This window comes from Methylomonas koyamae, assembly GCF_001644025.1.
GTDB classification, from domain to species: domain Bacteria; phylum Pseudomonadota; class Gammaproteobacteria; order Methylococcales; family Methylomonadaceae; genus Methylomonas; species Methylomonas koyamae_A.
On the sequence record NZ_LUUK01000008.1, the window covers coordinates 1 to 13458 of the forward strand.

Genomic DNA, 13458 nt, shown 5'->3' on the forward strand with positions numbered 1-13458 from the left:
CAGGGGGTAGTTTTAACCGGGTCACTGGCCGCCGTTGTTGTCCAAACTACTTGCCGCTGGGATATTCCTGACCGGCGCGTGGTTTTGCGCGAGCGGCGACGCTGAAATCTGATCGTTAAACCACCCAATCGAGAGGCTATCGTGTTAGAAATCCACATCCCCGGCTTTGCCGATTTACGTATCGCTCACATCGTTTCCGACTATAACGGCACGCTGGCGCTGGACGGCCGCCTGTTGCCCGGCGTCGCCGACACCCTGGCCGAATTGGCCGCCGTCGCAACAATCCACGTCATCACCGCCGACACCTTCGGCCTGGCGCGCGCCGAACTGGCCGGCTTGCCGGTCGAATTGACGATAGCGCCGACCGAAGCACAGGCCGACACCAAGTTGGCTCTGATCGAACGATTGGGTGCCGAGTCGGTCGCCGCGTTCGGCAACGGCCGCAACGACCGAAAAATGCTGAAAGCGGCGACGCTTGGCATCGCGTTGTTACAAAAGAAAGGCCTCGCGGCGGAGACGCTGGCGAACGCCAATCTCGTCGCACCGGGCATCTTGGAAGCCCTTGACTTGTTACGCAAACCCAAGCGCTTGATCGCGAGTTTGCGTTCTTAACGAAACGCCATTAACACTCGCGCGCCACACCCGGCGGCGGTCGATTAACGCCTGGCGTTGCTCCGCCGCCCGCTATCAACTGGGCGGCAAATTCCGATAGACAATAGGGCCGGGTCAATCGCGAGGCGGCGTCTCGTTAGCGATGAGCTTCGCCGTATCCGATTGATCGGCACGTTTTTCCAAACTGTATTCGACAAAGCACCAGAACGGTTTCCGGTTTAAAAAGCCGTGGTTGGGCAAGACGTTTTTATCGGTCTGCACAAACCACAACGGCCCGTTGCCGGACTCGGCGGGTAAGCGACGCAGATATAGACCCGGACTGTCGAACAATGGCATCGGCAGATCGTCGCCAGCCAGCCAGGTCGGCCGATCCGCGTGTTCAGCGCGATCGTCCAGCAACGCCGGGCAAGCGTCGGCCGACTCCGGCCCTGCTTCCAGGCGATGTGTCAGAAAGGGTTGGAAGTGGCCAATCGCGGTTGCACTCAGCTCCCATGCCGAGGCTTCCCGCGTTTCCAGGGGACTGAATGAATCGAGGACGGATTCAAACAGCGCCGGGAACGCCCTACTCCAGGTGAACACCGAGCCGGTCATTTTGTCGGCCTCCGAGCCGATCACCATTAACGACGGATAAGCCGTTGGGTTTGCCGCCACCGGCGCTTTCAACTCGCCGACCGCCTGATGCAATGCAATGAAACGGCTGGCTTCGATGGCCGGATTGACTAGCAGCAGTAAATCGCCGAATCCCTTGCCTTGCCGGCGGACTCGCTCCAGCCAGTCGGCTTGCAATGCGTTGAAAATCGCCAATGCGCCCAGGCTATGGCCTATCGTCAATAAGCGATTGTCCGGATGACACTTAACCGCGCGTTCGACCTGAAGCAGAAAGTCCTTGAACGGACCCCGCCCCAGCTTGGCGCTGGCGGCGCGGCGATCCCAGAAGGTCAGCATCCGTAAATACGGCGCATCCAGGGTTTCGCCTCGCCAGCCCAGATATATGCCGGTCACCCGGTAGCCGGGATGGCGATGTTTAATCGCTTTCAGGCTTTCCTTGAAGCGGCCGACATTGAAGTCGGTTTCGCTGGCATTGTGGTGCCAGCCGTGGGCGTAAATCACCACATAGTGCGGTTCCGTACCGGCTTTCAGCCAGCTCAGCACATATTCGGCCTGGCGCGCGTCGTAAAACCGGCCGGTATCGTCGAATTCCACGAAGCCCAATGCGTAGCCGTCGTCCGCATGCCACTGCAAGTTGGCCGAGTCGCAGCCGGCCTTGCCGCCGATCCGGCAGGGCTCGGCGCGAATGTCGGTACGAAAGTAATCTTGCGGCGCGCAAGCCGACAGCAATAGCAACAGCGCGGCAAGACTCGCTCCGGATTTGCGGCAGCGCATCGTCAACGGCGTCGAACAGTATCCCGTCGGCCGCGTTGCTGAAAATCCGCCATTATCCGGCGTATTTGACGGTACAACCGTAAGGTTTGGTGACCGCCTTGCTGATCGGTTTACCGGCAGCTAAATCGGCCAGCGCCGCCGAAATGTAGTTTTCGGCTTGCGCAATGTCGGCCGGATCGGCGGACTGGATGCTGTCGATGCCGCCTTTGTAAAGCAGAATACCTTTCGGGTCGATGATGAACAATTGTGGGGTATTGGTGGCGCCGTACAGTTTGCCGACCGCGCCGCTGGCGTCGAACACGGTGTTGGCCGGCGTCGCGCCGCGCGTTTGGTTGAGTTGTTTGGCGGTCGCCGCATCGATATTGCCTTGCTTGCCGGGCGCGGACGAAATCACTTGCAGCCAAACGACGCCTTGAGCCGCCGCCTGTTTTTGCAGTTTCGGAATGTTGCCGGACTGGTAATGTTTTTGCACGAAGGGGCATTCGTGATTGGTCCATTCCAAGATTACGGTTTTGCCGCGCAGATCGGCCAAATTGAGATTGCCGCCCTCGGCGGCGGCGGCCGTAAAGGTCGGCGCCGGCTGACCGACCACCGGTTCGGCGTTGGCGGCGGCCGCTAAACAGCATAAGGCGCCACCGGCCAACCAATTAAACAACGATTTGGAAAACATAAAAACTCCTCGGGACAGCGATTAAAGTAAAACGCCGTTGACGGTCTTGACGACCAACTCTGGCGTCAGAATTTGCGGCAGCACTTCCGCCCGTGCCGCGTCGGGCGCGAAGTACAAGTACAGCGGTACGCCGCTGCGGCCGTGTTCGGCCAAGATCGCGGTGATGGCCGGATCGCGCTGGGTCCAGTCGCCCTTCAAATAGGCGATGCCGGCAGCGCGGAAGGCGCTCGATACACGCTCGCTAGAAAGCGCCACCCGCTCGTTGACCAAACAGGTGATGCACCAATCGGCGGTCAGATTGACGAACACCGGTTTACCGGCGGCGCGCAGTTCCGATAATCGCGCCGGGCTATAGGCTTGGGCGATTTCGCCGTTGGCGGCAAGGCTTTCCGACGTAGGGAACGTCAGAACGGTCCGGCCGCTGGCCAGCGCGCCAATCACCAGTAACAAAGCGCCGGCGCTGCTCAGGCCTCGCGCCAGTTCGCCGCCGTTCCGGCCGGTTTGGTACAGCCAGGCGGCGAAGGCGATCGCCAAACAGCCGGCCAACGCCCCAGCTAACGCCAAGCTGCCGCAGCACCCAGATCAGCCAAGCAGCGGCGGCGTACATCGGAAACGCCAAACCCTGCTTCAAGGTTTCCATCCAGGCGCCGGGCCGGGGCAAGCATCGCTGCAAGGCCGGCCACTGGCTCAACAACCAAAACGGTAAGGCCAGACCGACTCCCAGGCTGGCAAACACCGCGAACATGGCCGGCATCGGCTGGGTTAACGCAAAGCCGACCGCCGCGCCCATGAACGGCGCGGTACACGGCGTCGCCACGACGGTTGCCAGCACGCCGGTGGCGAAACTGCCGACGTAACCGCCGCGCGCCGCCCATACCGAACCGACGCCGGTGATGCCGGCGCCGATCTGAAACACCCCGGACAGACTCAAGCCGACCGCCAGCATCAAATAAGCCACCAGCAGCACAAACCACGGCGATTGAAATTGAAAGCCCCAACCGACGCCGGCGCCGGCGGATTTGACGGCCGTCAGAATACCGGCCAGCGCCAGAAAGCTGGCGACCACGCCGACCAGATAAGCCCAACCGTGCAAGCGGGCGAGGCGGCGTGCTTGCCCGGCCTGTTCGACCAAGGCCAAGGCTTTCAACGACAACACCGGAAATACGCAAGGCATCAAATTCAAGGTCAAGCCGCCGGCCAGTGCCAACAGCAGCGCGAACGGCAAGCTGATAACATCGCCGGCTAAGTCGGCATCGGCCGGCGCCGACGCTAGCGCGACGGTTTGCGCCGATGGCGGCGCGACGGCGGCAATTCCCGCCGGCCAAGCCGCCCGCACCGTGTAAGCTCGTCGTTCGCCACCTTCGCCGACCACCAGCAAGCCCTCTAGCGATTGACCCGCGGCCAAGGCTTGATCGCCGGGATGCAGACCCAGCGACACGGCGTCGCCGTCCAGCGCCACCGGTTGCTCCGCGCCGTGAGCAACCGGCCCCCAAGCCTCCGGAAAAAATTCCAGCTTTTGACCTACAAGCGTCGGCGCATGGCCGAAACGCCATTCGGCCCGGTCGCCGACGGCGATCAGTTCGGCCGGCCACGGCGCCGGTTGCGGCCAACTCGCCCGCGCCGCCGCAATCAGCGGCGGTTCTGGACCGACCGGAGCGGTTTTGTCGATCACCGGCAGATCTATCGTCAGGCTGGCCTGTTGAGGAATACAGATTTCCTCGCACACCAACCATTTGACGTCGGCCGTTATCCGCAACGGCGCGCCTACCGGTGCATCCGCGGCAATCGTCAACGGCGACAGCAAGGTCACTTGCGCCTGATAGCCGTAATTCACGACCGGGCCCAATACGAATTTTTCCGGCGTCGGCCATTCAATCTCGCCGACGCTCGCGCCCGGCGGCAGTTGGTACTGAATCCGGGTCGGCAAACCGGAATCGCCCGGATTTTTCCAATAGGTATGCCAATGCGGAATGATTTTCTGGTGGACGCCAATCCAAATCCGGTCGCCGGGCCGGACCGCCTCCGCCGAAGCCAACAACTCGACCTCGACTTGATCGGTTTTCGCGGTCGGCGAAGCGCCAGCGAAGGCCGGGACCAATCCGAGGAAGAACGTGAATGCGATGATTGACTGGGCTGTGCCCGACATATTGATAGGCTCCGGTGCGAGAGGACGACTTTAGGCGCCAGCAGATTTCATGCCGACGAGGGATTTGGGCCGCGCCTGGATTTTCCGTCGATTGGGACAACGGCAAGCTGTTGCCGGTTCAGCAGCCACTCAACAATCGCTGACCCTGTACCAACAACCCGCCGGCGTTACCTGCAAAATCCGAACACATGCTCGACGAGGTCGATTGGAGCGCCAAACCTAAGGTTTGGCGCTCCGGATTCAAAGCGTGACGGAGCAAAGACACCGGGTTGGACTATTCCGGGATCGCGGCATGGCGCGGTAGCGAACCTCGGTTTGCCGGTCGGGCAGCCGTGCCGTTGCAGCGCATGGCATAAGTTTTGCCGGTTGAGGGATTCATTGGCACGCCATTCATCCGACATCTAACTAGGAGTCTCCATGCGCAACACCCTTATCGCCGCCAACCTGGGCATCGCCCTGACCGGCTGCGCCGGCTTGTCCCACGACAGCGTCAAACTGGCGAGCGAATCGGCCGGCGTCGGCGCTATCAAATCCATCGAGTTTTCCGGTAACGGCCGCTGGTTCCAGTTCGGCCAGGCTCCGGCGCCGGATCTGCCCTGGCCGCCGTTCGCGGTCAAAACCTACAGCGCGAACATCAACTTCGACACCGCCAGTGCCAGGGTGCAAATCGCCCGCAGCCAGGTGGTCGAGCCGGGCCGCAACCGGCCGGCGCCGATCGAACAAAAAGTCGATCAATACGTCAACGGCAGCGTGGCTTGGAGTGTAGCGCCGCCAGCCGCCAACGCCGCCGCGCCGACGATTACCGCGCAGCCGGCGGCCGTCGAGGAACGCGCCGCCGAGATTTGGGCCACGCCGCAAGGCTTTTTGAAAGCCGCGCTGGCGCAAAACGCCAAAACCGAAACAGTCGGCGGCACCGAACAAGTGTCGTTTCAATTGGGCGGCAAATACCGCTACGTCGGCACGTTGAACGACCGGCATCAGTTGGTGAAAGTGCAAACCTGGATCGACAATCCGGTGTTGGGCGACACCCTGGTGGAAACCCGCTACAGCGGCTATAAAGACTTCGGCGGCGTCCAGTTCCCGGCCCATATCGAGCGCAGCCAGGGCGGCTTTCCGGTACTGGACCTCAACGTCGGCAGCGTGAAAGTCAATCCGACCGTCGATCTCCCGGTCCCGGCCGAAGCGGCCAAGGCGCCGGCGCAAACCGTGACCTGCACCAAGCTGGCCGACGGGGTGTTTTATTTGACCGGCGGTACCCACCATAGCGTGGCCATCGAACAACTGAACCACATCGTGTTGGTGGAATCGCCGTTGAACGAAGAGCGCTCGCTGGCCTTGATCGCCAAATTGCAAGAGGTGGTGCCGAATAAACCGATCAAGTACCTGATCAACACCCACGCGCATTTCGACCATTCCGGCGGCTTGCGCACCTTCGTCGATGCCGGCGCCACCATCGTCACGCATAATCCTAACCAGGCTTACTACGAATCGATTTGGGCCAAGCCGCATGGCTTGAATCCGGATCGCCTGGAAAAATCCAAAAAGCCGGCCAAGTTCGACAGCTTCTCCGGCAAGCATGTGTTGTCCGACGGCAAACGCAGCATCGAGATCCACTCGCTGGACGGCAACAGCCATAACGACGCCTTTGTCGCGGTCTACCTGCCCGCCGAGAAAATCCTGATCGAAGCCGATGCCTATACGCCGGCGGCGGCCAACGCCCCGGCGCCGACCTCGCCGAACCCCTATTCGGTCAATTTGTACGAGAACATTCGGAAATTGAATCTGAACGTCGAGCGTATCGCCGCATTGCACGGCCCGCGCGTGGTGACCTTGGCCGATTTGAAAGCCGCGATCGGCCAGACCCAGGCCGCCCGTTGATGGATCCCCGGTCGCCGGCGGGTCAACCCCAGCCAGCGGCCGGCGCTTTTCGGAAATAGTCCCGGCGGGAAGTTTCGTATTATCGAAACGTCCCGCCTTTAATTTGGAGCTTAGACGCTTATGAAAGGATACGGCTTGCTAGCCCTCGTCATCGCCGGTCTGGATTGCCAAGCCGCATTGGCCGACACGGTTTTCGTCACGCTGGAAAAGGACAACGCGGTCGCCGTGATCGACGGCGATCAGGGAAAACTGCAACGGACGATACCGGTCGGCAAAAAGCCGCGCGGCATCGCGCTCAGTCCGGACCGCAAGTTTCTGTACGTCGCGGTCGGCGGCGAAAATGCGATCAAGAAAATCTCGACCGACACGCTGGCGGTGGTCGCCAGCTTGAGCACCGCACACGAGCCCAAAACGTTCGCATTGGCGCCGGACGGCAGCCGGCTATACGCCAGCGACGACGCCGCCGACCAATTAACGGTGCTGGATACCGCAAGCGGCGCGACACTGAAAAGCATCGGCGTCGGCAAGGAAGCCGAAGGCGTCTCGGTCAGCCCGGACGGCCGTTGGATCGTGGTCACCAGCGAATTCGACGAGCTGGCCCAATGGCTGGACGCCGGCACGCTGGAACTGGCGCACGCCAGTCCGGTCGAGGGTCGGCCGCGGGCGTCGCGCTTTAGCGACGACGGCAAGCAACTGTGGGTCACTTCCGAGAGTAGCGGCCAATTGACCGTGATCGACAGCGACACCAAAGCGGTACTGAAAACGCTGTCCTTCGAGGTGCCGAACGCCGCGCCGGGGACCGCCAAGCCGGTCGGCATCCGCATCGACGCGGCCGGCCGGTTCGGCTATGTCGCACTGGGCCGGGCCAATCAGGTCGCGGTCGTCGATGCCAAAACCCTGGACGTCGTCGCCTATTTGCCGGTCGGCCAGCGCGCCTGGCATCTGGAGTTTTCGCCCGATCAACAGCGCCTGTACGTCGCCAACGGTTTAAGCGGCGACTTGACGATGATCGATTTGGCGACTCGCGGCACACTCGGTACCTTGGCGCTTGGTCAAACGCCGTGGGGTGTCGCCGTCGCGCCTTGATCGGTCCGCCTGGGGACTAACGTCCGATAGCGTTTGATCGCGGCAAATCCAAACGCCGCCCATTGGGGCGCACCGGCGCTGCTAGCCGCTATATCGGCACTGATCGTCACCATCATTCAAGCCATTTAACTGCTTACCGCGCCTAACGAACCTATTCTCATAGCCGGCTTGCGAAGCGCCGGAGAAACCGATCTCCGGCCTAAGTTCATGACATTCCCTTGTTAAAGAAAAATTGGCGCGGAACCGGCTTTGGCCGCGATTAACGCGTTCCGGCATGGGGACGCCAACAAGCCGTGATTTCCGAACCCGACATGCCGTTTATAACCGACCCGGGGAGTCGCTATTTTAGCGAAAGTTTTTTGGGCAATCCCTTGCCCGACAAATCGGCCACTGAAAATCGTCACTTCGCTAACGCGCTCCGTTTCCGCGATTTTCAGCAGTGGATTTCTTTTAAGATTCCGTTCGCCCCCTAGCCCCGATTTCAGCGAATTTATACCGGGAGCTACATGCCCCGTCTTGCGACAGGGTAAAAGCAACCGGCATTAAATCGTTTTAGGGAGAACCGCAAATGTAGTCTATCCGGGCAAATCCTCGCTAAATCTTGCCGCTCAGCTGAATACCGAACCAGCGCGGGTAAGGGTCTGGCGCGTAAGAATTCCAGCCGCTTTCGTGCGCTCTGTCGTTGAAAATATTTTTGCCGATCAAACTCAAATCCCAGGCCTTGTCGCGGGTGCCAATCCCGATCGCGGCGTCGGTCCTGGCCCTGTCGCCGACCCAGCCGTAGGCGGACAGCGTGTCGGAATTGTTAAACTCGGTCTGATAAGTGGTATTGAAACTGGTATGGCCGACAAATTTGGTTTCGAAGATCGGCCGGCTGTACTCGGCACCGACGTTGAAGTTCCATTTGGACGCCCCCGGCAGCAGTTGGCCGGTCATATCCACGTAATCGCTAGTCAAATAGCCTTGCTCGTCCGGTTTCGGGGCATTTTTGTAGTCCAGATATTCCGCGACGTTGTAAGCACCGTTAAAGCGTATCGACAGATTGGGGATGGTGTTGATGACGCTGTCCAATTCCACGCCATGTACCCGCACCCGGCCGACGTTGCCTTGCGCCGCTGTGTAAGCGGTCAAGCCGGAACCGCCGGGCGCCATATTGACTTCGGTCTGAAATTCGTCGACCACCTGCACCGCTTGCTGGTAATTTTTAATGTCCATTACGAAGGCATCGACATTGACCACGACTGATTTATCCAGCCAGAACGACTTCAAACCCAGCTCCAAAGCGTGAGTCTCTTCCGGTTTCACGGTAAACGGCCGACCATTGACCGGCGCGATAGAACCCGATTTTTCGCCGTATTGCCATGATAAATAAGTGGTCAGGTCTTCGTTGATTTTGTAGCTGGGCGTCAACTGCGCCGTGTACAGCACGTCTTGATAGTCGTCTTCGACGCTTTGATTCAGGCGGCCAATTTGCGATGCCCGTAGCGTCTTGGCGTTGGCGACCATGGTCTTTTGCGCGGCGGTCAATGCCGAATAACTCGAGCCGCCGAAATAGCGGGCCGCCAGCGAATCCGCCAACCCGGTTTGTTCCGCGCTGTTGACGATGGCATCGCCGGCGACCACCGCAGTTTGCGCGTCGTTCAATTTACCGTAATTGGCGGTCGAACCATAAAAGGTGTTGGTAATCGTCTTATTCGAACCGTCCGGATTCTTGTCGATGACGCCATCGCCGTTCTGATCGACCGCAAACGATTGCGTGGTATCGGAGTTAAAGCCGCCGGTTGCCACATCGCGCACCGATACCGGGTTGAACGCACCGCCGGCGCCGTTGCGGGCAATCAGTTTGTAGTTCCGGGATTTGCGATCTTCGTGCGCCACCCGGACGCCGGCGGTCAGCGTCAACTTGTCGGTAAAGTGTAAATCAGACTCGCCGAACAAAGCGCCGGATTGGGTACGCACCTCGGTCGTCTCCTGAGTTCGGGCATCCTGCAACAGATCTTTCAGAATCGCCTCGCCGGCGCCGCGATTGGTACCGGCGTTCCGGTACAAGGCATTGTATTGGCCGTTGGTGGCGAACCAAGCACCGGCATCGGCACCCCAGCCGGTCTTGGAGTCGATATTGTCCTTGGTCCACAAACCGATCACGCCGGCTTTGTAATCCAGCCAGCCGCCGGGTTTGTTGGCAACTTTGAATTCCTGGGTCCACTGGTTGTACTTGACGCCGCCGCCGCCATCGACGCTGATGTCGAACGGCGTGCCCTCGTCGTTGTGGGCGTCGAAGCGGTACTCGCGCACGCCGGTGCGGGAACTCAGAACATGATTGCCGACTTCCCAGTCGATCAGCGCGGCGGCGCCTTGGTTGTTGACGGTCTGACCCTTGTTCTGATCGAACCAAACCGTACCGCGCTGCTCACCCCCGACGTAATCGTTATAGGTGAAACCGCGATTGTAAAAATACTGGCCGGCTGCGGCCCTGGAGCCGACGGCGCTGATCGCGCCGGGACTGGTGGTGTCGTTCAGCGCGAACTGATTGCTGTGGCTGAAATAGCCGTTCAACTTGGAATAGGCGGTCGTGCCGTTGCGATCGGTCAAGCTACCGTCGGCAAACCTGAACGGCTGATCGTGATAAAAGGTCAGCCCGTTTTGTACTTGCGGCTGCTTGGGCTCGAAATCCGCGACAAAACGCGCGGTCAGATTGGAGGTCGGCGTGAACAAAAGTTGAGCCCGGCCGCTCAACCTGTCCCGGTTGTACAGTGTGTAATTGCGGTCGTATTCGTTCTCGTAAAATCCCCTGGCCTTATCGACGATGAAGGAACCGCGCCAGGCCAGAAAATTGTCGATCACCGACCCACCCAAGGCCCCTTGCAGGATCAGGGATTCGCGCTGACCGTAAGCCGCCGACAACTCGGCGGTCGGCGTAAACGTCGGCATTTTCGAGGTGACGTTCACCTTGCCGGAGCTGGCCGACAAGCCGCCCTCGGTGCCGCGCGGGCCGCGCGTGACTTCCACCGCCTCCACGTCGTAAAAGCTGAAGTTGGCCAATTGCGTCAACGCATACGGCACGCCATCCAAAGTAACGCCAACACTGGGGTCCTGGGTTTCGGTAAAACTGCGTTTGCCCAAACCCCGCACCGACAGCGATGCGCCGCGCGTATTGTTTTGGTTGAACTGCACGTTGGAAGCCCGCCGGGTAATATCGCCCAAATCCCGCGATAATTCCCGATTCAATTCCTGACCGGACACCACCGACACCGATTGCGCCACTTCATGCAACTTCGCCAGCTTGGGTTTGGCCTTGACGACGACCTCGCCCAAATTTTTGTTTTGGGTTATATCCTCTTCTTCCGGCTTGGCTTCCGGTATCGGTTCGGCCGCCGCCACTTCGGTGGCGGTTTGACCGGTCTGCGCGGTCGCGGTCGCCGCGCCGGCGCCTTTTTTGATTAGTTCTAGCTCGCGCCGTTTAGCGGCCGCCAATTCCGCGCGCAATTGCCGGTTTTCCAATTCCAGCTCGCTGGCCGCTCGGCTGGCCGCCGCCTTGCTTTTCTTCTTGGGGGCCGCTTCGGCCTCCAAACCCACGAACATCGATGCACCGGCGATGCTCATCGCAATGCAAGCCGACAGTTTGCGCCTGACGCCGACGGCCCTGGGTACGCGACCTAGACTGTTAGGCAAATCCCGCTTTAGTTTGTGCTTCATATTTCCCACCGGTTTTCTTTAAATTGATCGAAAGGCGAACCGCCAAACAGCGTTGACGGGCCGAAAACCGGGGCGCAATGCCCGTGCCAGGGTAAAGATTGGTTAAGGCAATCCGGGCATAAATCAATTAACCCATTGATATTGGTTAAATATCGAAGCTGTCGAACTGGCGGTTCGGCTCGGAATCCCGATAGCGAAGCAACGCAATCTGCTGGTTGCCGAACAGCCGTTGGTGGCGCGCTGAACGGGCCCTGCGGCGGCCCTGGTGACCAACGATCAAATTCCGTTGCCAGGCTGTTGACTAGCTGATCAGCGGCTGAACGGCGTTAAACAGCCGTTGCTGGCGGCTTGACTCGCGATCAGCAACCCAATGCCCAACGCCCGAGCGCATGGCCGATCGGCCCGGCGGAATCTAGGGGTTTCCGGGCAACCCAAGCCCAGAAACTTCGGGAACCCGCCGCTTTCGCGCCTCACGTTTTAAAACGCTGGCCCATTAATTGCTGATACCCCCAACAAAGCAATCAACCCAGGAATGTGACCGTGACTTTGATTCCAACTCGAACCGGCAAGCCGCGACGCGGCGTTCTGTTTCAAACGCCGCTTCGGCATCCCGCGCTGTGGGCGGCCGCCTGCCTAGTACCGGCGTTGGCCGCCCACGCCGGACCCAGTGTTTTTCCGACCGGCACGACCCGCTACGATCCGGCCAAGGCTTATAACTCATATATCTTGTTCAGCGGCGGCGATAACATCGCGCACTTGATCGACATGAACGGCAATTCGGTACACGAATGGAAGGACGCCGCCGCGCACAGCACCGCGATCGACCCGGCCGTTAACGGCGGGAAATTGGGCCACGTATTCGTCACGCTGGATACCGTCGAGGGCAAGGGGACCGATCTGGTGCCCGGCCAAGTCAACCGCAGGGTAACCAAAACCATCGGCGAGCTGGACTGGGACGGCAACGCCGTCTGGCGCTTCGGCGATCAGGCGCCCGGCGGCGCGGCGCAGCAGCATCACGATTGGGCCAGACTGCCGAACGGCAATACCGTGGTGTTGGCCAACCGGGTGCATCCGGTCAAGGGTTTCAAACAGCCGCAAGTGCTCGACGACGTGGTCTACGAAGTCGATCCCGCCGGCAAAGTAGTCTGGCAATGGCTGGCGTCCGAACACCTCGGCGAATTCGGTTTTACCCCCGCCGAGCTGAAATTGGTCCGCAACGCCGATATTCCCGACTACCTGCACGTCAACAACTTGAAAGTGGTCGGACCCAATCGCTGGTTTGCCGGCGGCGACCAGCGCTTCGCGCCGGAGAATTTATTGTTCGATTCGCGCAACGCCAACTTCATTGCCATCATCGATAAAAAGACCGGCAAAATCGCTTGGCGCTTGGGACCCCACTATCAGACCGCCAGTCGGGAAGAGCAGTTGGCGCGCAACCTCCCCCGGCCGGTCGATCAGATCAGCGCCCAACACGATGCCCACATTATTCCGGAAGGCCTGCCCGGCGCCGGCAACCTGCTGGTTTTCGACAACCAGGGAGTGGCCGGCTATCCACCCGCGTCGGTACCGCGCACCGGCGGCTCGCGGGTACTGGAGATCGATCCGATCAAAAACCAGATCGTCTGGCAATACACCGGCGAGGATTCCGGCGGGCCGAGCTGGTCGTTCCGCAGCACCCACATCAGCGCCGCCCGGCGCTTGCCCAACGGCAATACCTTTATTGACGAAGGTCAGAGCGGCCGGCTATTTCAAGTTACGCCGCAAGGGGAAATCGTCTGGGAATACGTCAATCCCTATTTCCGCAAGGGCAAGGACACTCTGACCGGCCGCGACACCGCCAACAATCAACTGTATCGGGGCCAACCGGTACCCTATGCCTGGGTACCGGCCGGAACGCCGCATGGCGAGAAAGCCGTGGTGCCACCGGAGTTGGGGCAATTTCACCTCACTGCCGCACCCTGACCGGGGGCGTGGGCTTTGGGGTGCC

9 protein-coding genes are annotated in these 13458 nt (G+C 60.3%); 4 read left to right on the forward strand and 5 right to left on the reverse strand.

Features of this window, described 5'->3' with window-relative positions; translation table 11 throughout:
* The first annotated feature begins 141 nt into the window (after positions 1 to 141).
* Positions 142 to 612: an HAD family hydrolase gene (locus A1355_RS00805; protein WP_064024009.1), complete on the forward strand. Its 471-nt coding sequence runs from the start codon at positions 142 to 144 to the stop codon at positions 610 to 612.
* Positions 613 to 726: 114 nt separating this feature from the next.
* Here A1355_RS00805 and A1355_RS00810 read toward each other — a convergent pair whose 3' ends face one another.
* Genes A1355_RS00810 through A1355_RS00820 form a run of 4 tightly spaced genes read right to left on the reverse strand, consistent with a single transcriptional unit; the run spans position 727 to position 4811 of the window.
* Entirely contained in the window at positions 727 to 1995 is a 1269-nt protein-coding gene (locus tag A1355_RS00810; RefSeq protein WP_064024011.1) for a hypothetical protein, read from the reverse strand.
* 52 nt (positions 1996 to 2047) lie between these two features.
* On the reverse strand, positions 2048 to 2665 hold the full coding sequence (locus A1355_RS00815) for a redoxin domain-containing protein (RefSeq protein WP_064024013.1): 618 nt from the start codon (positions 2663 to 2665) through the stop codon (positions 2048 to 2050).
* A 21-nt stretch (positions 2666 to 2686) separates the two neighbouring features.
* Positions 2687 to 2974, reverse strand: coding sequence for a thioredoxin family protein (locus A1355_RS25505; protein ID WP_231883506.1), 288 nt, complete (start codon positions 2972 to 2974; stop codon positions 2687 to 2689).
* Between the two features lie 40 nt (positions 2975 to 3014).
* Complete coding sequence (locus tag A1355_RS00820; protein WP_197471671.1) at positions 3015 to 4811, reverse strand: protein-disulfide reductase DsbD domain-containing protein; 1797 nt, start codon at positions 4809 to 4811, stop codon at positions 3015 to 3017.
* 417 nt (positions 4812 to 5228) lie between these two features.
* Between A1355_RS00820 and A1355_RS00825 the strand changes: the two genes are divergently transcribed.
* Positions 5229 to 6689, forward strand: coding sequence for an MBL fold metallo-hydrolase (locus tag A1355_RS00825; protein ID WP_064024015.1), 1461 nt, complete (start codon positions 5229 to 5231; stop codon positions 6687 to 6689).
* A gap of 120 nt (positions 6690 to 6809) precedes the next feature.
* Positions 6810 to 7775, forward strand: coding sequence for a PQQ-dependent catabolism-associated beta-propeller protein (locus A1355_RS00830; RefSeq protein WP_064024017.1), 966 nt, complete (start codon positions 6810 to 6812; stop codon positions 7773 to 7775).
* A 594-nt stretch (positions 7776 to 8369) separates the two neighbouring features.
* Here the strand turns inward: A1355_RS00830 and A1355_RS00840 are convergent.
* Complete coding sequence (locus tag A1355_RS00840; protein WP_231883507.1) at positions 8370 to 11471, reverse strand: TonB-dependent receptor; 3102 nt, start codon at positions 11469 to 11471, stop codon at positions 8370 to 8372.
* A 540-nt stretch (positions 11472 to 12011) separates the two neighbouring features.
* Between A1355_RS00840 and A1355_RS00845 the strand changes: the two genes are divergently transcribed.
* Positions 12012 to 13433 (forward strand): arylsulfotransferase family protein, encoded by a 1422-nt coding sequence (locus A1355_RS00845; RefSeq protein WP_157197685.1) that lies wholly within the window; start codon positions 12012 to 12014, stop codon positions 13431 to 13433.
* Positions 13434 to 13458 lie beyond the last annotated feature (25 nt).